We start from the raw sequence: 20,463 nt of genomic DNA, 5'->3' as shown, positions 1-20,463 counted from the left end.
CGTGAGTGACCGCGCGCCGGCCGACGGTTGCGTGCGAGGCATGCCGGCGCGGCGCACAGTGCGTTCCATCCCGCGCATGCTGGCGGCACGGCCAAACCACGCGACAATGGCGCACCGAAACCGCCGCCGCACCCGCCCACACGCGGCGCTTGCCGGGCGCAGCGCCGCCGGCACGCCTTGAAGCGGCGCCGGAGATCCCCATTTGGAGTCGTGCATGACCAGCCCCGCCCCCACCTCCGTGCACGCCTTCGGCGATCCCGCCGCGATCCGCAGCGAGCGCGCGGCCTCGGAGCTGCGTGCCGGCCGGCCGGTGATCATCGAAGGCCGCCAGGGCCAGGCGCGCGCGGTGCTGGCGCTGGACAGCAGCACCACGCAGTCCTACCTCAGCTTCGCCCAGGCGGCGGGGCAGCGGCATTACCTGTTCCTGACCCCGACCCGCGCGCAGGTGCTGGGCCTGGCCGCGCCGCAGGGCGCGCGCATCGCCCTGGCCGGTCAGTCCTACGACGCGCTGGCGGCACTGGCCTACCTGCGCGACGGCACGCTGCCGGCGCACTGGCTGCCGGGCGATGCGCTGGATGCCGGCGCGGTAGAGATCGCGCGCCTGGGCCTGCTGCTGCCGGCGATGATCGCGGTGGACCTGGGCGCGGACAGCAGCGCCTTCCAGGGCTGCCAGTCGCTGCAGCTGGACGATCTGGAACACGGCTGCGCGACCACCACCGCCGGCAGCTACGAACTGGTGACCCGCACCCAGGTGCCGCTGCGCGATCTCGGCAGCAGCGAATTCGTGGTGTTCCGCGGCGGCGTGGCGCAGCGCGACCAGGTCGCGATCGTGATCGGCCAGCCCGACCTGTCGGCACCGGTACCGGTGCGGGTGCACTCCTCCTGCCTCACCGGCGACCTGTTCGGCTCGCTGAAGTGCGACTGCGGCGACCAGCTGCGGCATGGCCTGGCCAAGCTCAAGGAGCTCGGCGGCGGCGTGCTGCTGTACCTGGACCAGGAAGGCCGCGGCACCGGCATCGCCACCAAGATGCGCGCCTACGGCTACCAGCACGACGGGCTGGACACCATCGACGCCGATGCGCAGCTGGGGTTCGGCGCCGACGAGCGCCGCTACGGCGGCGCGGTGGCGATGCTGCGCGGGCTCGGCATCCAGCGCGTGCGCCTGCTGACCAACAATCCCTCCAAGGCCGAGCGCCTGCGCGCGGCCGGCATCGAGGTGGTCGAACGCATCCCGATCACCGGCGCGATCACCGCCGAGAACGAGGGCTATCTGCGCACCAAGGCCGCCCGTGCCGGCCATGCGCTGGATGTGGACGCGCTGCTGCACGCCGCGCGCTGACAGCACCGGCAACGACGACAGCGGCGCAGGCCGAACGGCGAGGCGCGCTGCGGAGAGGGGCTCCAGACACCTCGCGCCCGCGCGCGAAACACGCCGGGTGCCGCCCGCGTTACGATCGGGGACCTACGCGGCGCGCGTGCGCAGTGCCCGCCCATCGCTTCGAGAGCCCACCGTGACCGCACCACCGTCCCTGGACCCCTCTGCTGCCGCGCTTGGCGCCGACCCTCAGGCCGCCACGGCGTTCGCGCCTGCGGACGACTGGTTGCCGCTGCCGCTGCGCGGCGCCTGGCTGGCCGCGCTAGGCGGCGGCTGCATGCTGGGCCTCAGCGTGCTGATCGGCGCGGCGATCTTCGGTTTCTCGCTGCACAGCCGCCAGGCCTTGCTCATCGGTGCCGGCGCCGCGGCGCTCGGCACGCTGTTCGGCGCCTGCATCGGCTTCGTGCGCCATCGCCGGATCCGTTGGCGGCTGAACGCGCAGGGCCTGGACCTGCGCCGCGGGCGGCTGTGGCAGAGCGAGGTGCACGTTCCGATGTCGCGCGTGCAGCATCTGGACCTGCGTCGCGGCCCGCTGGAGCGCGCCGCGCGCCTGGCCACCCTGGTGGTGCACACCGCAGGCACCCGGCACAACGCGGTGGCCGTGCCCGGCCTGGACCAGGCCGACGCCGAGCGCCTGCGCGAACGCCTGGCGCACCAGCTCGACCACGACGACGACGCGCTGTGAGCGCCGCCCTGGACGCCGAGGACACCGCGGTCCGGCGCCTGCACCCGTGGTCGTGGCTGTTCGTGCTGCTGCAGCACCTGCGGCATTTCCTGTTGCCGCTGCTGGCGCTGCTGGTGTTCGGCGGGCGCGACGGCCGCAACGACCATGTCGACCAGCTGATGATGCTGCTGGTGGGCAGCGCGCTGATCGCGGTGTCGCTGCTGCGCTACCTCACCTACCAGTACCGCATCGGCCGCGACAGCCTGAGCATCCGCAGCGGCTGGCTGGAACGCAGCCTGCGCGAGATCCCGTTCGCGCGCATCCACAACGTGGTGGTGCACCAGTCGCTGCTGCATCGGCTGTTCGGCGTGGCCGAAGTGCGGCTGGAATCGGCCGGCGGGACCAAGCCGGAAGCGCAGATGCGGGTGCTGCGGCTGGACCAGGCGCTGGCGCTGGAGCGGCAGATCCGCCACCGCGCGCATGCCGCCGAGACCGCGCCCGCCTCGGCGGACGCAGCGCCGGCCAGCGACGTGCTGTTGGCGCTGCCCACCTCGGAAGTGCTGCGCCAGGGACTGATCTCCAACCGCGGCATGGTGGTGGTGATCACCGCGTTCGGCGCCACCTATCACCTGTTCCCCGAGCGCATGGTCTCCAATGCGATCGAGCATTACGGGCGGCAGTTGTTCGGCTACGCCAGCCACCTGCAACTGGGCTGGATGGCCGGCGCGGTCAGCGTGGCGCTGATGCTGGCGACGCTGCTGTTGGTCATGCGCGTACTGTCGATGGCGCTGGCGCTGCTGCAGTACTACGGCTTCCGGCTCAGCGAGAGCGAGCGCCGGCTGACCGTGGAGCGCGGCCTGCTGACCCGGCTGCGCAACAGCGTGGCGCGGCGCCGGATCCAGGCCTGGACCCTGCACGAGAGCGTGCTGCAACGCCTGCTGCGGCGGCGCAGCCTGCACATCGACACTGCGGTGATGGAATCGCACCACGAGCACGGGCAGGCGTTGAAGGAGCTGGCGCCGCTGGCAACCCCGGCCGCCTGCGACGCCTTGCTGCACCGGCTGCTGCCGCAGATCGCCTGGCCGCCGCCGCAATGGCACGGGATCGCCACGCGCTGCTGGTGGCGGCTATGCCTGCCGGCGCTGTGCGTGGTGCCGCTGCTGTGCGCCGGCCTGTGGCAAGCCTTTGGCGCCTGGGCAGCGCTGTCGCTGCTGTGGCTGCCGTGGTCGGCGTTCAAGGCCTGGCGCCACACGCAGCGCATGAGCTATGCGCTGGACGCGCGCTACGTGGCGGTGCGCGGCGGCTGGTGGACACGCTGGTGGCGGCTGGCCGAGATCGACAAGCTGCAGACGCTGCAGCTGACCCGCTCGCCGCTGGACCGCTATTGCGGCACCGCCACCCTGTGGCTGGATACCGCCGGCGCCCGCCATGGCGAACCGCCGTTGCGGGTGCACCTGGTGCCCGAGGCCGAAGCGCAGGCGCTGTACCTGCAACTGAGCCGCGCGCTGGCGCGGCGTCGGCTGCGCTGGTAGCGGCAAGCGCCGCACCCGGCCATGCGCCGGCTCAACGCGCGCCGCGGCCCCAGTAGCCGATGCGTCGGCGGATCTTCAGCTTGCGCCAGAAATTCCACGGCTTGCGTTTGGGATTGCGCGCGCCCTCGGCGACGAAATCGTCGATCGCGCGCAGCACGCGCTCGCTGGACTGCCCATCGCGGTAGGGATGCAGGCCGTCGGCGAAGTCGCGGATCGCCGCCATCAGTTCTGGCGGCCGCGCCAGCGCGCGGCGGATCGCCGGCTCGAACTGCGCCGGGTCGTCGATGTCGATCAGCTGCGGCCCTGGGCGCCGGTTCTTGAACGTCACCACCGGCTTGTAGGTGAGCAGGAACTCGTTGAGCGCCGAGGAGGTGTCCGAGCACATCAGGTCCACCTGCGGGAACAGCTCCAGGATGTTGTCGTTGTCGGCGAAGCGCAGGTACGCGTTCTCGAGCGCGCGGTAGCGCGCCACCATCTCCAGGTCCATCTTCGGATGGAAGGTCACGATCCAGCGCCACTCGCCACTGCGCGACAGCCGCTTGACCTCGTCGTAGAGGATGCCGGCCGCGCTCCACGACGGCGAGAACGTGGAGTGGTACAGGATCACCGGCGGTTGCCGCACCGGCGCCAGCTCGGCGCCGATCTCGCGCATGAACGGGTCGATCTTGGGGAAGCCGGTTTCCTTCACCGCGAAGTGGCCGAGCCTGCGCGCCAGCGCGCCGAACGCAGCGGTGTCGCGCGGGCCGGTGGTGCAGTACAGGTCGAAGAAGCCGCGCACATAGATGTGCCGCGGCTTGCCGGCGTCGAAGCCGTGGAAGGTCTCGACCTTCACTCCGGGGAAGAAGTGCGGCACCGCGTTGCTGGAGGTGATCACCGCGTACGGATTCCACGCCAGCACCTCTTCGACCGTGGCCAGGTGGCGCTCGTCGGCGCTCAGATCGGCGGCGCCGGGGCCGTCGAAGAACCACGCCGCCTCGTCGCCGCGCGCGCGGATCGCGGCCTGCAGCGGACGCAATATCGCCAGCGCATAGCGTTCGGATCCGTACAGCAGATAGTGCTTGCTCATCAATGCTCCAGATCGTGCCGTTGCAGCTGCGCCCGCGCCTGTTCCACCGAGGCCGGGTTGACCTGCATCTCGTAGTAGCGCATGCGCTTGTACAGCGCGTAGCTGGCCGCGGTCTGCGCTACCACGAAGCCGCGCCAGCCATCGAGCACCGCCAGGCGCAGCAGGTAATCCTTGAGGAAGGCGCCGGCGAACACGAACGGGCTCTGCCACATTCTCACCGGCTTGTGCTTGTCGCGCCAGCCGAGCGCCTTAAGTTCGGCGTAGCGCAGCACCTTGAGTTGCTTGTGCACCAGGGTCGGGTTGTGCAGGTGGTTGAACGGCGGCGCGAACTCGGCGCTGGCGCCGTCGAAACGCAGCGATTCGTGCACCCGCGCATCGCTCCAGCGCGCGCGGCCGCGGTGGTACAGCCGCGCCAGGCGCTCGCCGACCATCGGCCGGTACCAGCGCATCGGCGCGCCCATGTACCAGGTGCTGCGGCGCAGCCACACCGCGTCCAGCCGATCCTCGGCCAGGAGTTGCGGCAGCCGCGCCAGACATTCGGCGCGCAGCGCGTCGGACAGGAATTCGTCCGCGTCCAGCACCAGGATCCAGTCGTGCGCGGCCTGGGTGGAAGCGAAGTTGCGCTGCGCGCCGAAGCCCAGCCAGGCCTGCTCGACCACCCGCGCGCCGTGCGCGCGGGCGATCTCTGCGGTGGCGTCGGTGCTGCCGCAGTCCACCACCAGCTTGTCGGCGGCGAACGGCACGCTGTCCAGGCAGCGCCCGATGTTGGCGGCTTCGTTGTAGGTCATCACCACCAGGCTGAGCGGCAAGGTGGTCGCGGCGGCGTCGGCCATGGCGCTCGGTATCCGGGGCAGCGGTGCAACCTGCGGACGTGGCGCGGTCGGCGCCGCGCCGCTCGGCGGTGCGGGATCGGCAGTCTACCGGCTTCCGGCAGCGCCTTCAGCGGCGTCGGCGCGCACCCGCGGCGCCTGCGCATCGCAGGCCGCCAGCCCGATCAGCACGCCGACCAGGGATACGTAGAAGCCGGTGGTGACCTGATGCGCGAACATCGACTGGGTCATGCCGCACAGGATGTAGCCGGCCACCACCATGATTCCGGCCGCGGCCGGGCCATGAAACTCGCGATTCGGCCGCCGCCGGTACAGACGCAGCAGCAGCCACAGCGGCACGCCGTAGACCAGCAGGATCAGCACAGTGCCGGGCAGGCCCTGGGTCGCGCTCCATTCGGCCAGGTCGTTGTGCGCATGGCCCAGATGGCAGCGCTCCACCCAGGTCTTGCTGCGGCAATCGGGCAGGCGCAGCATCGCATTGTCGAAGCGGCCCACGCCGACCCCGACCAGCGGATGCTCGACGAAGGTCGCCGCCGCCACCTGCAGCCGTTCGATGCGCGCCCCGGCCGAGGAATCGCTGTCGCCGCGCTCGTAGCGCTGCACGTCGTGATGCAGTTCGGCCAGGCGGGTCTGCCGGGTCAGCGCAGGCACGCTCAGCACCAGGGTCGCCGCCAGCACGGTGAGCACGCCCAGGATCACCAGCCGCGCGCGGCCGCTGCGCCAGTGCGAGCACAGGGCGATGACCACCAGCAGCAACAACACGCCCAACCAGACGCCGCGGCTGCCGCTGAGCAGGATGGTCGCGCAGCCGGCGACGATCGCGACGATCGTCCACGGCCAGCGCCCATGCGGCCGGCAGAACACCGCCACCATCATCAGCACCAGCACCACGTCGGCGAGCACGATCGCGTTGGTCCAGCCCTCGGCACGCGGCTGGCCCTGCAGCACCTGCACGACCGCCAGCACCAGGGTGGCGAAGATGCCCAGCAGCGCGCCCCACCACAGCAACTGCCGCGGCGGACGCAGCGCGTAGACCCACAGCGCGGTCCACGGCAGCACCAGAAAGCGGGTGCGGTTGTCGATGTCCTTCAGCGCCTGGCCGAAGTACAGGAGAGAGAACACCGACAGCACGATCACCAGCAGCGCCAGCACGGTCAACCAACGCAGCGAGGGCTGCAGCCCGGACGCCGCACGGCGCAGGCGGTCCAGCGCCAGCAGGCTGCTCGCCAACAGCAGCAGACCGAACGGCAGCAACCCGCCGGGGATGCTGACCACCAGCGCCGGCAGGCACAGCAGGCCCAACGCGGCGCCCCACTCGGCCACAGTGTGGCGATGGGACGGGAACGCGGCCAGCGGCGATGCGGCGCGGTGCGATGTGGCTTCTTCGGTCATCTAGGAAAGAACGGACGGAAAGACAATTGGGGGGCGATGATCCAAGCGCGACCCCTAACCCGACCTGACCTGCACGCGGCCGGTCCCGGCCGGCGCCAACGTGGCCGGCGGCGGCGCATCGCCGAGCAGATCGGCCACCACCGCCTGCAGGCGCTCGCCGAACTCGTGCTGGCGCGACTCGAAGAAGGTGCGCGCGGCAGTGCCCAGCGCATCGCATTGCATCGGCGCCAGGGCCAGCGCCTGCGCCATGGCCCGCTCGATGCCGGCCACATCGATCCGGTAGCGCACGCCGAAATTGTCCTCGCGCTCGCCGACCGGCTCGATCAGCACACCGCGCTCGGCAGTCACCAGTTCGTTCATCGGCGCGCCGTTGGTGGTGATCACCACCGCACCAACGCTCAACGCTTCCATGATGTAGTGGCCGAAGCCCTCGACCTCGGACGGGCACAGGTGGAAGCGATGCGCGTTCTGCAAGCGGCGCAGCTCGTGCTGGTCCAGGTAGCCGGTCAGGTAATCGATGTTCTCGGCCTCGATCGGGCGCGATTTCTTCGCGCTCTGCACCACCGTCAGCCGCGGCCATTCCGGGTGCTGTGCCCAGGTCTGCAGCAACACGGCGGTGCCCTTGGCCGAGCTGCGCCCGGCCACGTGCAGGCAGGCGCGCTCGCGCGGCACCTCCGGGCGGTAGCAGTCGTCGCTGCAGAAACCGATGAAGGTGGTCGCCGGACCCTGCGCGGAAAAAAGCTGCTCCGCCTGCCAGGTCTTGCACAAGACCCGCTGGAAACGCGGCAACCAGCGCAGCCACTTGCGGCGAAACCACTCCGGATTGGGCACCAGCACATTGCGCCGGCCGGCGCCCAGGCAGCGCGGATAGACCCGTTCCAGGAAAATCTGCAGGTCGGCGCGGCCGCGCAGCAGGCTGCGCAGGGCCAGGCGCAGTTCGCGCAGGTGGTTGGCGAAACGCACGGTGCCGAAGCCGAGCACCTCCACCCGATAGCGGCCGCTGCTGCGCAATGCCTCGGCGACCACCTGCAGGTCGCGGCTCAGGCCACCGCCGTTGTCGCGGCTGATGACCCGGATCAAGCGCATCGGCATGCCACACCTCCCGTCCGCACGGCGCCGAGATCGAGACCGGAGCGGGCGCGGCCGCGATTCACTCGAAGCGGTCCTTGTCCTGCTCGCGCAAGCGGTCGCGGTCGCCGGTGGTGACCGTGCATCGGCCGTGCACGGCGGCGGCCGGCACCAGCCACCAGTCGCGGCGGTTGGACACCCCGGCCAGGGTGCTGGCGCGGCGATCGATGCAGCCGAGCATCGCCGCCTCCTGCACCAGCAGCCAACGCCGCTGCGGCGCCTGCGCCTGCCAGGCCACGCCGCGGCGCAACTGCTCGTCCCACGGCACCACGAAACCGAAGGTGGTCGCGGCGCGGTCGGCCATCAGCAGGTTCTGCTCCTTCCAGGCCACCAGGCCCAGTTCCGCGTCCGGCCCGATGCGGCGGCCGGCCGCCTCCATCACTCCGCGTGCGGAGCTGGACGTGTTGATCAGCGGATACACCAGCAGCCCCACCAGCACCCACAGCATGCTCAGCGTGGACACCATCGCCAGCTCCGGACGCCGCCGTGCGAACACCGCCAGGCTGGCCACGCCCCACAGGCCAAGCGCCAATAGGATCCAGGCCAGCGCCTGCACGGTCTGCAGATCGACGCCGCGCTGCTCCATCATCTGCGCGCGGAACCCGTGCCCGGCCAGGATCGCCGCGCCGACGCCGCCCAGCGCCACGGTCAGCACCACGGTGAACGCCAACAGCAGCCGCTTGACCCCGGTCTTGCGCAACAGCCCAGGGATCAGCGGCGCCATCGCCAGGCACAGCATCGGCAGCGCCGGCAGGATGTAGACGTCGCGCTTGCCGGTGGGAATGGAGAAGAACAGCACGATCAGCGCCCACCACGCCAGCGGCAGCAGGTAGCGCGGATCGCGCCGGCGCAGGCGCCGCGCCCAGGCCGGGATCGCCCACGGCAAGGCCAGCAGCAGCGGCAGCCACATGCTCGGCATCACCCCGAAGAAGTAGAACGGCCCGTGCGGGTGGTCCCAGGACCTGGCGTAGCGCCCGGCGGTCTGCCGGAACAGGATGTCGTCGAGGTAGGCGCGGTATTCGGGCTGGTGCGCCGACAGCGCCGTGGTCACCATCGGCACCAGCCAGATCGACACCGCGCCCAGGAACGCCAGCGGCCCCAGCCAGAAGCGCGGATTGCGCGCACCGATCCTGACCCCGCGCCACTGCGCCAGCGATGCCGCCGCGGCCGGCAGCAGCATCAGCAGCGCCAGCGCGCCCACGCCCTTGGTGATCGTGCCCAGGCCGGCGGCGAACCAGCCCAGCGCCCACATTCGCCAATCGGGTCCGCGCAGCACGTGGCGCAACAGGCCGTAGTTGGCCAGGGTGATGTAGAACACCACCAGCGGATCGATCTGCGCCTTCTTCGCCTGGTAGGTGAAGTGGAACGCGAACAGCAGCGCATACGCCGCATACATGCCGACCCGGCGCGTCCACAGGCGCCGGCCCAGATCGTAGACGCAGGCCAGCGTGCCCAGCCCGGCCAGCAGCGACGGCAGCAGGAACGCCACCCGCCAGTTGCCAAACACGGTGTAGAACGACGCCTGCAGCCACATCAGCATCGGCGGCTTGTCCGAGTACAGCTCGGTGCCGCGGTGCGGGAACAGCCAGTTGCCGCTGTCCACCATCTGCTTGGCGACCAGCGCGAAGCGCGGTTCGTCGGCCGGGTGCGGATCGCGCAGGCCCAGGCCGGCGCCGAGCACCAGCAGCGCGAGCAGGGCCAGCAACCAGAATTCTCGGGACGCGCGGGTCTTCAGCATGGGGCAGGATGATACCGGGGTGGGTTCACGCCGTCTTGCGCAGCCGCGCATAGAAGAACCCGTCGCGCTCCTGCTCGCCGGGCAGGCGCTGGCGGCCGCCGCCGGACGCATGGCCGCAGGCCGCGCCGGGATCCTCGGCCGCGGCATCGGCGGTCCGCGCCATGAACGCCTGCAGCTGGCGTTCGTTCTCGTCCTTGAGCAGCGAACAGGTCGCGTAGACCAGCACCCCGCCCGGACGCAGCACCTGCCAGCCGGCGTCCAGCAGCCGCGCCTGCAGCGCCTGCAGCGCGACCACGTCCTCGCGCCGCCGGTGCAGCAGCACGTCGGGCTGGCGGCGCACGATGCCGGTGGCCGAGCACGGCGCGTCGAGCAGCACCGCATCGAACGCCTCGCCGTCCCACCAGCTGTCCGGCTGCGCCGCATCGGCCGCCTGCAGCAGCGCCTGCGCGCCGGCACCGGTGCGCTCGAAGGTCTCGCGCACCCGCGCCAGGCGCCGCGCGTCCACGTCCAGCGCGGTCAGGCGCAGCGTCGGATCGCGTTCGAGCAGGTGCGCGGACTTGCCGCCAGGCGCGGCGCAGGCATCGAGCACGCGCGCGCCCGGCGCCGGCGCCAGCACGTCGGCGACCTGCTGCGCCGAGCCGTCCTGCACCGAGACCCAGCCCTCGGCAAAGCCGGGCAAGGCGTTCATCGCCACCGACTCGGCCAGGCGGATCGCATCGACCAGGTCCGGCACCGCCTGCGCGCCGATGCCGACGTCGGCCAGCCGCTGCAGATAGGCGTCGCGCGTGCTGCGCTGGCGGTTCACCCGCAGCCACAGCGGTGCCGCCTGCTGGCTGGCGGCGAAGATCGCCTCGGCCTGTTGCGGCCAGTCGGCGTGCAGCGCATCGCGCAGCCACAGCGGCCAGCCGGCATCGGCGGCCACCGCCGGCAACCCGTCGCGCAGCGCGCGGCGCAGCAGGGCGTTGACCATGCCGGCCTGGCGCGGCCGGTCCAGCGCCCGCGCCGCCTCCACCGTCGCCGACAGCGCCGCGTGCGGCGCCAGGCCGAGTACGTCGAGTTGGGCGAAGCCGGCCATCAGCAGCGTGCGCAGTTCGGCGTCGCGTTGCGGCAACTGCTTCTGCATCCACAGCCGCAGCGCCGCCTCGTAGGCCGGGCGCCGGCGCAGCACGGCGAAGCAGATCGCCTCGACCAGGGCGCGATCGCGCGGGTCGGGCAGCGCCGGCAGCGCGGTGGCCAGTTCGGCCTTCAGCGAACGGCCGCGGTCGATCACCGCGCTCAGTACGCGGGCGGCGACGACGCGCGGCGCGACGCCCGGCGACGGCGCGGCGGCAGGCGGCGCGGCAGGCGTCTGCGTCACGGGCGGTCGCGCCGGTTCAGGCCAGCACCGGCAGGTCGCGCCGGGCGTTGAGGTAGTCGGCGGCGGTGATCGCCTTGCCGCCTTCGCGCTGCAGCACGCGCAGGCGCAACGCGCCCTGGCCGCAGGCGATGTCGATGCCTTGCTTGGAGGCGGCCAGCACCGTGCCCGGCGGCTGCGCATGCGCCAGCTCCAGCGCCACCGCGCCATGGATGCGCACGCGCTCGCCGGCCAGCACCGCTTCGGTGATCGGCCACGGATTGAACGCGCGCACCCGCAGCGCCAGCTGCGCCGCCGGCTGCTGCCAGTCCAGCCGCGCCTGCGCCTTGTCCAGCTTGTGCGCGTAGGTGACGCCGGCGTCCGGCTGCGGCTGCGACACCGGGCGGATGCCGGCGCGCAGCAGGCCCAGGCCGTCGGCCAGCACCTGCGCGCCGAGCGCGGCCAGCCGGTCGTGCAGTTGCCCGCCGGTCTCGCTGTCGCCGATCGGGGTGCGCTGGGACATCAGCACCGGGCCGGTGTCCAGGCCCGCTTCCATCTGCATCAGGCACACCCCGGTCTCGCTGTCGCCGGCCTCGATCACGCGCTGGATCGGCGCGGCGCCGCGCCAGCGCGGCAGCAGCGAGGCGTGCACGTTCCAGCAGCCATGGGTCGGGATCGCCAGCACCGCCTTGGGCAGGATCAGGCCGTAGGCCACCACCACCATCAGGTCCGGCTGCAGCGCGCGCAGGGTCTGCAGCGCCTCCGGAGAACGCAGGGTGTCCGGCTGCAGCACCGGAATGCCGCGTGCGACCGCCTCCAGCTTCACCGGCGACGGGGTCAGCCCGCGGCCGCGCCCGGCGGGCCGGTCCGGCTGGGTGTAGACCGCGACCACTTCATGGCGCTGCGCGGCCGCGCGCAACGACGGCACGGCGAAGTCCGGCGTACCGGCGAAGACGATTTTCATTGGGCGGGGATTCGGGAGTGGGGATTAGGGATTCGCAACGGCAGGACTCGGCGACCGGAAGGGACCCGATTCGCTCTGACGAATCCCCACTCCCGAATCCCGAATCCCGGCCTTCAAGCCACGTGCTTGCGCGCCTTGGCCAGCTTCTTGCGCACCATCTCGCGCTTGAGCGGGGAGAGGTAGTCGACGAACAGCTTGCCGTCCAGGTGGTCCATCTCGTGCTGCACGCAGACCGCCAGCACGCCGTCGGCGGACAGTTCCTGCGGCTGGCCGTGGCGGTCCAGGTAGCGCACGACGATGGCGTCGGCGCGGGTCACGTCGGCATAGATGCCGGGCACCGACAGGCAGCCTTCCTGGTACACCTGCTCGCCGTCGCGCTGCACGATCTGCGGGTTGATGAACACCTGCGGGGCGTTCTTCTCCTCGCTGACGTCGATGACCATGAAGCGCTTGTGCATGTCCACCTGGCTCGCGGCCAGGCCGATGCCGGGGGCTTCGTACATGGTTTCGAACATGTCGTCGAGCAGGCGCTGGAACGCCGGCGCGGTCACTTCGGCAGGGTCGACCGGCACCGCCTTGGTGCGCAGGCGGGGATCGGGGAATTCGAGGATGGGAAGCAGGGCCATAGCGGTACCCAGTTGGGGGCGCCGGATAATTCGGCAAGACATGACAATTCTACCCCGTTCTGGCGGCAACGCTTGCGCCGCGCCCAGGGTTCTGGACTATAGTGCGCGGACCTGTTGGGGAATCAGGCTCCGCACTCATGTTCAATCGACTCCGTACGGTCGTCGCCGTGGCGATGCTTACCGTGGCGACCTATGCCGCTTCCGCGAGCATGGCTGCCGAACACCCTGACACCTACGTGGTGCGCAAGGGCGACACGCTGTGGGACATCGCCGGGCGTTTCCTCGGCAAGCCGTGGCTGTGGCCGGAAATCTGGCAGGCCAACCCGCAGGTGCAGAACCCGCATCTGATCTACCCCGGCGACGTGCTCAGCCTGGCCTACCTGGACCGCGTGGCGCACGCCACGGTCAAGCAGGGCCCGCGCCAGGACGCGCCGATCGACGCGATCCCGCTGTCCGACGTCGAGCCGTTCCTGAAGAACCTGCGCGTGGCCGACAGCATCGACGAGCTGCCCTACGTGGTGGGCTTCGAGGACAATCGGCTGCGCGCCACCATCGGCCAGGTGGTCTACGCGACCGGTCTCAGTGAGGCGCAGGTCGGGCAGCGCTACGCGGTGGTGCGGCCAACCGTGCGCTACGAACTGCCCAGGCTCAGCGACGACCTGAACAACGAGGGCCGCAGCACCCCGGGCACCGGCAACCTGTGGCAGACCTTCGTGGCGCCAGACAACAAGCGCCGCGAAACGCTGGGCTACGAACTGGCCCAGGTCAATATCGGTACCGTCACCCGCGTTTCCGCCGACGACAGCCAGGCCACCACCCTGCTGCTGCAGGACAGCGCCCGCGAAGTACGCGCCGGCGACCGCCTGATCGCGGTCCAGGCGCAGCCCTACGACCTGCAGTTCGTGCCGCATCCGCCCTCGGCGCAGGCGCTCGAGGCCGGGCTGCGGGTGCTGGCGGTGGCCGACGCGTTCAGCGCCGCCGGTCCGCGCGACGTGATCGCGATCTCCGGCGGCAGCCGCGAGGGCATCGACAACGGCACCGTGGTGTCGCTGTGGCGTCACGGCACCCGGGTCAACGACCGCGTGCATCGCCCGAACACCTCGCGCGCCGACGACGGCTTCACCGGCGGCCGCGGCTCGGTGGCCTTGCCCGACGAATACGCCGCGCACGCGATGGTGTTCCGCACCTTCGACAAGGTCAGCTACGCGCTGGTGATGGACGGCGTCAAGCCGACCCGGATCGGCTACGACGTGAAGCACCCGGACGCGCGCTGACCCGCGCACGCGGGCAAGTCCTACATCCGCACCAGACGGCGCCCGAGGGCGCCGTCTGCGTTTGCGGCCTAGCCTGGGGTCCATGTCCGCCCTACCCGACCACACACTTTCCACCCCCGACCCCGCATTGCTGGCGCTGTCGCTGGCCGGCGGCGCCAGCGCCCCACGCAGGCGCCTGCTCGAGCGACACGGCAGTCCTGCCGCCGCGCTGGCCGCCGGCGCGGCCGCGTGGCAGGCGGCGGGACTGGATCCGGCGCAGATCACGGCACTGCGCCAGCCCGACCGCGCCGCAATGGACGCCGCGCTGGCCTGGCTGGCGCAGCCGCGCCGGCACCTGCTCGGTTGCCACGACCCCGACTACCCGGCGCTGCTGCTGCGCAGCCCCAACCCGCCGCTGGCGCTGTACCTGGAAGGCGATCCGGCGGCGCTGTGGCATCCGGCGGTGGCGGTGGTCGGCAGCCGCGCGCCCAGCGCCGGCGGCCGCGACAATGCGTATCGCTTCGCCCTGGCGCTGGCCACGTCCGGGCTGGCGGTGACCAGCGGCATGGCGGCCGGGGTCGATGCCGCCGCGCACGCGGCGGCGCTGGCGCGCGAGGACGGGCTGACCGTGGCGGTGGTCGGCACCGGCGCGGACCTGGCCTACCCGCGCCAGCATGCCGCCCTGCGCGAGCGCATCGCCGCGCGCGGCGCGGTGGTCAGCGAGCACCCGCCCGGCACCCCGGCGCGGCCCAGCCACTTCCCCGCCCGCAACCGGATCATCGCCGGGCTGACCCTGGCCACCCTGGTGATCGAGGCCGCCACCCGCTCCGGCGCGCTGATCACCGCACGCCTGGCCGCCGAGGCCGGGCGCGAGGTGTTCGCGCTGCCCGGCTCGATCCACAACCCGCTGGCGCGCGGCTGCCACCGCCTGATCCGCGACGGCGCCGGACTGGTCGAGAGCGCCGAGGAAGTGCTGGCCGGGGTCGCGCCGCTGGCCGCGGAACTGGCCGATGCCTTGCGTGGGCGCCTGTGCGCCCCCACTGAGAAGATCGCCGACGATCCCGGCGCCATGCCGTCCTTCCCCGATCCCGACTACCAGCGCTTGTGGCAGGCGCTGGGCCACGACCCTACCTGTATGGATTCAGTGATCGCCCGCACCGGATTGACGGCCGCAGCGGCCTCCTCCATGCTGCTGGCCATGGAACTGGATGGCTACGTGGCGGTCGAACGAGGTCGTTACACCCGCAAACCCTAGTTTCTTCACCTCCACAGCGTCTAGCGACGCAGGCCGAGGGGCAATGAAAGAGAGCATTCTGGATGTCCTGCTGTACCTGTTCGAACACTATTTCAGCGAGGATGCGGACCCGGTCCGCGATCGCGACTCCCTCCAGAATGGCCTGATCCAGGCTGGCTTCAGCCCCACCGAAATCAGCAAAGCGTTCGACTGGCTCGATGCCCTGGCCGACCAGCGGCCGGCCGTGCCGCAGCCGCGCATCGACGGTCCGATCCGCATCTACCACGGCCCGGAGCTGGACAAGCTCGACGTGGAATGCCGCGGCTTCCTGCTGTTCCTGGAACAGCACGGCATCCTCGACAGCGACCAGCGCGAGCTGGTGCTGGACCGGGCGATGGCGCTGGACCAGGACGAACTGGACCTGGACGACCTGAAATGGGTGGTGCTGATGGTGCTGTTCAACCAGCCCGGCGCCGAGGCGGCCTACGCGTGGATGGAAACGCAGATGTTCGTCGACGAGCCGGAGCCGGTGCACTGAGGCACTGACGGGCCATGCACGGATGCACGAGGAACCGGCCCTGAGCGCCTGGTACTACGCCGACGCGGCACGCCAGCGGCATGGCCCGCTGAGCACCGCCACGTTGCTGGAACGCCTGCGCGACGGATTGCTGGAGCGCAACACCCTGGTCTGGCGCGAAGGCATGCCGGAGTGGCGGCCGCTGCACGCGCTCGCCGACGAACTCGGCCTGTCAGCGACAGCCCCGCCGCCCCCGCCCCCGCTGCCAGCAGTGGCGAGCGCCACCCCGACCATGCCCGCCGCGGCTCCGCGCAACGGCCTGTCCGGTTGCGGCATCGGCGCGATCGTCGCGGTCGTGGTCGGCGCGGTGCTGCTGGCGATGATCGGGATTCTCGCCGCCATCGCCTTGCCCGCGTATCAGGACTACACGCTGCGCACCAAGGCGACACTGGCGATCGGCAGCGTCACCCCGCTGAAGTCCAAGATCTCCGGCTTCGCCATGCAGCAGGGCCGCTGCCCGGTCAACGGCGACCCCGGCTTCGGCACCACCGAGAGCTACGCCAGTGAATTCGTCGCGCAGGTGCGGATCGGCCGTTTCGACAACGGCCATTGCGGCCTGGAAGCCACCCTGCTCGCGCCCGGCAACGCCAAGCTGGATGGCAAGGCGCTGTGGCTGGACTACGATGAGCGGGCTTCGGCCTGGAAATGCAGTTCCGAGCTGGACGACCGCTACCTGCCCGCGCATTGCCGCGGCGGTTGAGCGGAAACGGATTTTTCGATCGCAACCCTGGGGAACAGGAATGAGTGAGTGGTACTACGCCGACGCCGCGCAGCAGCGTCACGGACCGATGCCCGCCGACGACCTGCAGCAGCGCTTCCAGCGCGGCGACGTCGGCCTGACCACGCTGGTGTGGCGCGACGGCCTCAGCGAATGGCATCCGCTGGCCGACTTCGTCGACGAACTGGGCCTGACCCAGGCGCCGGCGGCGATCGCGCCGAACGACGCCGTCGAGGCGGCGCCGGCGCCGCCCGCGCAGGCATTGCCCGCGGCCTGGGCCGCGCCGGAATCCGACGCCGCAACGCATTCGCCCTATGCCGCGCCCGCCGCCACGCTCGGCGAGGAACCGCGTTTCGTCGCCGGCGGCGAGGTGGTGCAGGCCGGCTTCTGGAAGCGCACCGCCGCCTATCTGATCGACGGCATGCTGGTCGGCATCGTCTCGCAGCTGATCCAGTTGGTGCTGATGCTGGGCTTCTTCGGCTTCAGCAGCCTGGGCGGCAGCCCCGACTTCAGCACGCCCGGCGGCATCATCATGCTGGTGCTGGTGTACCTGGTGCCGCTAGGCATGTCGGCGCTGTACTTCGGCCTGTTCCATGCCTCGACCAAGCAGGCAACGCTGGGCAAGATGGCGGTCGGCATCAAGGTGGTGCGCACCGACGGCAGCCGGATCAGCGTCGGTCGCGGCATCGGCCGCTATTTCGGCTTCCTGCTGAGCAGCCTGACCATCTTCATCGGCTTCCTGATGGCCGCCTTCACCGAGCGCAAGCAGGCCCTGCACGACATGATCTGCGACACCCTGGTGGTGGACAAATGGGCCTACACCGACCACCCGGAGTGGCAGCAGCACAAACTGGGCACGGTCACCGTGGTGATCCTGTCGCTGTTCGGCGTGCTGATGGTCGGGATCGTGCTGCTGGTGATCCTGGCGATCGGCCTGGCCGCCAGCAGCGGCTGGCACTGACCGCCGGGACTCGGGGCCTGGAACCAGGGCCCGACGACGGAAGCCGGCGCAGCCCCATGCCGGAGACCTGGCCGGACGGCCGCGCTTGACAGCCGCCGCCGGACATGTCCACTAATGAAAAGAGACGCAGCTGAACGCCCGGGGTACCTGCCCCGGGCGTCGGCCGCTCTGAACCACCGCAACGCTTCACTAACCGGAGCAATTGCGCCACCCTACCGCCCCCAGGGCGCCCGCCCCGCCCATTCGAAGCCCACCTCATCATGTCCAAGCACCTGCTCATCGTCGAATCGCCCGCCAAGGCCAAGACGATCAACAAATACCTCGGCAAGGACTTCCACGTCCTGGCCTCGTATGGGCACGTGCGCGACCTGATCCCGAAAGAGGGCGCGGTGGATCCGGACGACGGCTTCGCGATGCGCTACGCGCTGATCGAGAAGAACGAGAAGCACGTCGAGGCCATCGCCAAGGCCGCCAAGGTCGCCGAAGACATCTATCTGGCGACCGACCCGGATCGCGAGGGCGAGGCGATCAGCTGGCACATCGCGGAGATCCTCAAAGAGCGCGGGCTGCTCAAGGACAAGCCGCTGCACCGGGTGGTGTTCACCGAAATCACTCCGCGCGCGATCAAAGAGGCGATGGCCAACCCGCGGCAGATCGCCGTGGACCTGGTCGATGCGCAGCAGGCGCGGCGCGCGCTGGACTATCTGGTCGGTTTCAACCTGTCGCCGGTGCTGTGGCGCAAGGTGCAGCGCGGCCTGTCCGCCGGCCGCGTGCAGTCGCCGGCGCTGCGCATGATCGTCGAGCGCGAGGAAGAGATCGAAGCCTTCGTCGCCCGCGAATACTGGAGCATCGGCGCCGACTGCCTGCACCCCGCGCAGCCGTTCGCGGCCAAGCTGGTCAAGCTCGACGGGCAGAAGTTCGAGCAGTTCACCATCACCGACGGCGACACCGCCGAAGCGGCGCGGATGCGCCTGCAGAAGGCCGCGCAGGGCGCGCTGCACGTCACCGACGTGGCCAGCAAGGAGCGCAAGCGCCGCCCGGCGCCGCCGTTCACCACGTCCACGCTGCAGCAGGAAGCCTCGCGCAAGCTCGGCTTCACCACCAGTCGCACCATGCGCGTGGCGCAGAAGCTGTACGAAGGCGTGACCCTGGGCGACGAGGGCACGGTCGGCCTGATCAGCTACATGCGTACCGACTCGGTGAACCTGTCGCAGGACGCGCTGGCCGAGATCCGCGACGTGATCGCGCGCGACTTCGGCACCGGCGCGCTGCCGGACAAGCCGAACATGTACCAGACCAAGTCCAAGAATGCGCAGGAAGCGCACGAAGCGATCCGTCCGACCGCTGCACTGCGCACGCCAGCGCAAATGGCCAAGTACCTGGACGACGACGGCCGCCGCCTGTACGAACTGATCTGGAAGCGCGCGGTGGCCTGCCAGATGGTGCCGGCGACGATGAACACCGTCACCGTGGAACTGGCTGCGGGCAACGAGCACAGCTTCCGCGCCAGCGGCACCACGGTGATCGACCCGGGCTTTTTGGCCGTGTACGAAGAAGGCAAGGACCAGAAGGCCGCCGAGGACGAGGACGAGGGCCGCAAGCTGCCGGCGATGAAACCCGGCGACCGCATCCCGCTCGACCGCATCCATGCCGACCAGCATTTCACCGAGCCGCCGCCGCGCTACTCGGAAGCCTCGCTGGTCAAGACCCTCGAGGAATACGGTATCGGCCGTCCGTCGACCTATGCCTCGATCATCCAGACCCTGCTGTTCCGCAAGTACGTGGAGCTGGACGCGCGCCGTTTCCGCCCCTCCGACGTGGGCCGCGCGGTCAGCAAGTTCCTGTCAGGCCACTTCACCCGCTACGTCGACTACGACTTCACCGCCAAGCTTGAGGACGAGCTGGACGCGGTGTCGCGCGGCGAAGAGGAATGGCGGCCGCTGATGGAGAAGTTCTGGGGTCCGTTCAAGGAACTGGTCGAGGAGAAGAAGGAATCGGTGGACCGCTCCGAGGCCACCGGCGCGCGCGAACTCGGCACCGACCCCAAGACCGGCAAGCCGGTCAGCGTGCGCCTGGGCCGGTTCGGGCCGTACGCGGCGATCGGCAGCACCGCCGAGGACGCCGAGGACAAGCCCAAGTTCGCCTCGCTGCGGCCGGGCCAGAGCATGCACACCATCACCCTGGAAGACGCGCTGGAGCTGTTCCTGATGCCGCGCGCGCTGGGCGAGGACAAGGGCGAGGACGTCAGCGTCGGCATCGGCCGCTTCGGCCCGTTCGCCAAGCGCGGCAGCGTCTATGCCTCGCTGAAGAAGGAAGACGATCCGTACACCATCGATCTGGCGCGCGCGGTGTTCCTGATCGAAGAGAAGGAAGAGATCGCGCGCAACCGCATCATCAAGGAATACGACGGCAGCGACATCCAGGTGCTCAACGGCCGCTTCGGCCCGTACATCAGCGACGGCAAGCTCAACGGCAAGATCCCCAAGGACCGCGAGCCGGCCACGCTGACCCTGGAAGAAGTGCAGAAGCTGCTGGAAGAGACCGGCAAGCCGGCACGGCGCGGCTTCGGCGCGAAGAAGGCCGCGGCGAAGAAGGAAGCCGCGCCGAAGAAGAGCGCAGCCAAGAAGGCCGCGGCCGACGCCCCGGCCAAGCCCGCGGCGAAGAAGGCGGTCAAGAAGGCCGCGAAGAAGACCGCAAAGAAAGCGGCCAAGAAAGTGGTCAAGAAGGCCGGGGCCAAGCCCGCCTGATCCACCCCCGCTCCTGCGGATGCAACATCCGCAGGAGCGGGGTGGATGGCCGCAATGGCCATCCATCGCGCCAGCGATCCGATCGCGCTTGCCGCAATCGAGTCCACCAGTCCATTCGGTAGCGGCGCGACGCAGACCGGAACAACCGCAGCCGCCGCAGCCTGCGCACAAGCCACACCCCTCGCACCGCCCACGCCGCCCACGCCGCCCGACAGCAATCGAGCGTGGAACCGGCAGCAAAGCGCACGTCGCTTTTGCCAATCCAAATCCCGAATCCCTGCTTTCCACAGCCGAATAGCTGGTCATCCCGGCCCCCAACCGTTGC

At 70.6% G+C, this 20,463-nt stretch carries 17 protein-coding genes; 9 read left to right on the top strand and 8 right to left on the bottom strand.

What is annotated here, in order from left to right; all coding sequences use genetic code 11:
- The first annotated feature begins 214 nt into the window (after nt 1-214).
- The 3 genes from ribA (at nt 215) to HEP75_RS03010 (ending at nt 3,571) form a co-directional block, all read left to right on the top strand.
- Nucleotides 215-1,339: a GTP cyclohydrolase II RibA gene (gene ribA, locus HEP75_RS03020; protein WP_185825392.1), complete on the top strand. Its 1,125-nt coding sequence runs from the start codon at nt 215-217 to the stop codon at nt 1,337-1,339.
- A 172-nt stretch (nt 1,340-1,511) separates the two neighbouring features.
- A complete protein-coding gene (locus HEP75_RS03015) occupies nt 1,512-2,060 on the top strand; it encodes a PH domain-containing protein (RefSeq protein WP_185825391.1) in 549 nt (182 codons plus the stop codon).
- On the top strand, nt 2,057-3,571 hold the full coding sequence (locus HEP75_RS03010; RefSeq protein WP_185825390.1) for a PH domain-containing protein: 1,515 nt from the start codon (nt 2,057-2,059) through the stop codon (nt 3,569-3,571). Before HEP75_RS03015 ends, HEP75_RS03010 begins: the two co-directional genes overlap by 4 nt.
- A gap of 31 nt (nt 3,572-3,602) precedes the next feature.
- Here HEP75_RS03010 and HEP75_RS03005 read toward each other — a convergent pair whose 3' ends face one another.
- The 8 genes from HEP75_RS03005 to def form a co-directional block, all read right to left on the bottom strand.
- On the bottom strand, nt 3,603-4,637 hold the full coding sequence (locus tag HEP75_RS03005) for a CDP-glycerol glycerophosphotransferase family protein (RefSeq protein ID WP_185825389.1): 1,035 nt from the start codon (nt 4,635-4,637) through the stop codon (nt 3,603-3,605).
- A complete protein-coding gene (locus HEP75_RS03000; RefSeq protein ID WP_185825388.1) occupies nt 4,637-5,470 on the bottom strand; it encodes a glycosyltransferase family 2 protein in 834 nt (277 codons plus the stop codon). The genes HEP75_RS03005 and HEP75_RS03000 overlap by 1 nt, the downstream gene beginning before the upstream one ends.
- Nucleotides 5,471-5,554: 84 nt before the next feature.
- A complete protein-coding gene (locus HEP75_RS02995; RefSeq protein WP_185825387.1) occupies nt 5,555-6,859 on the bottom strand; it encodes an O-antigen ligase in 1,305 nt (434 codons plus the stop codon).
- Between the two features lie 54 nt (nt 6,860-6,913).
- Nucleotides 6,914-7,951 carry a glycosyltransferase gene (locus tag HEP75_RS02990; protein ID WP_185825386.1) on the bottom strand — a complete coding sequence of 346 codons (1,038 nt, stop codon included), beginning with the start codon at nt 7,949-7,951 and terminating at the stop codon, nt 6,914-6,916.
- Between the two features lie 58 nt (nt 7,952-8,009).
- Nucleotides 8,010-9,725 (bottom strand): glycosyltransferase family 39 protein, encoded by a 1,716-nt coding sequence (locus HEP75_RS02985; protein WP_185825385.1) that lies wholly within the window; start codon nt 9,723-9,725, stop codon nt 8,010-8,012.
- A 25-nt stretch (nt 9,726-9,750) separates the two neighbouring features.
- The gene (gene rsmB, locus HEP75_RS02980) at nt 9,751-11,082 is read right to left on the bottom strand and encodes a 16S rRNA (cytosine(967)-C(5))-methyltransferase RsmB (protein ID WP_185825384.1); all 1,332 of its coding nucleotides are present in this window, start codon (nt 11,080-11,082) and stop codon (nt 9,751-9,753) included.
- Nucleotides 11,083-11,098: 16 nt separating this feature from the next.
- A complete protein-coding gene (gene fmt, locus HEP75_RS02975) occupies nt 11,099-12,022 on the bottom strand; it encodes a methionyl-tRNA formyltransferase (RefSeq protein ID WP_185825383.1) in 924 nt (307 codons plus the stop codon).
- Nucleotides 12,023-12,135: 113 nt separating this feature from the next.
- Complete coding sequence (gene def, locus HEP75_RS02970) at nt 12,136-12,648, bottom strand: peptide deformylase (RefSeq protein ID WP_185825382.1); 513 nt, start codon at nt 12,646-12,648, stop codon at nt 12,136-12,138.
- Nucleotides 12,649-12,785: 137 nt separating this feature from the next.
- On the opposite strand from def, the gene HEP75_RS02965 reads away from it, so the two are divergent.
- The 6 genes from HEP75_RS02965 (at nt 12,786) to HEP75_RS02940 (ending at nt 20,138) form a co-directional block, all read left to right on the top strand.
- The gene (locus HEP75_RS02965) at nt 12,786-13,922 is read left to right on the top strand and encodes a LysM peptidoglycan-binding domain-containing protein (protein ID WP_185825381.1); all 1,137 of its coding nucleotides are present in this window, start codon (nt 12,786-12,788) and stop codon (nt 13,920-13,922) included.
- Between the two features lie 82 nt (nt 13,923-14,004).
- Nucleotides 14,005-15,156 carry a DNA-processing protein DprA gene (gene dprA, locus HEP75_RS02960; RefSeq protein WP_185825380.1) on the top strand — a complete coding sequence of 384 codons (1,152 nt, stop codon included), beginning with the start codon at nt 14,005-14,007 and terminating at the stop codon, nt 15,154-15,156.
- 43 nt (nt 15,157-15,199) lie between these two features.
- The gene (locus HEP75_RS02955; RefSeq protein WP_003470396.1) at nt 15,200-15,673 is read left to right on the top strand and encodes a DUF494 family protein; all 474 of its coding nucleotides are present in this window, start codon (nt 15,200-15,202) and stop codon (nt 15,671-15,673) included.
- A 22-nt stretch (nt 15,674-15,695) separates the two neighbouring features.
- Nucleotides 15,696-16,412 (top strand): pilin, encoded by a 717-nt coding sequence (locus tag HEP75_RS02950; RefSeq protein WP_185825379.1) that lies wholly within the window; start codon nt 15,696-15,698, stop codon nt 16,410-16,412.
- Nucleotides 16,413-16,452: 40 nt separating this feature from the next.
- The gene (locus HEP75_RS02945; RefSeq protein WP_185825378.1) at nt 16,453-17,391 is read left to right on the top strand and encodes an RDD family protein; all 939 of its coding nucleotides are present in this window, start codon (nt 16,453-16,455) and stop codon (nt 17,389-17,391) included.
- A 260-nt stretch (nt 17,392-17,651) separates the two neighbouring features.
- The gene (locus tag HEP75_RS02940; protein WP_185825377.1) at nt 17,652-20,138 is read left to right on the top strand and encodes a DNA topoisomerase I; all 2,487 of its coding nucleotides are present in this window, start codon (nt 17,652-17,654) and stop codon (nt 20,136-20,138) included.
- Nucleotides 20,139-20,463: the final 325 nt, after the last annotated feature.

The sequence above is a fragment of the Xanthomonas sp. SI genome (assembly GCF_014236855.1).
Lineage (GTDB): Bacteria > Pseudomonadota > Gammaproteobacteria > Xanthomonadales > Xanthomonadaceae > Xanthomonas_A.
This window is presented reverse-complemented; position numbering and strand designations above follow the sequence as displayed.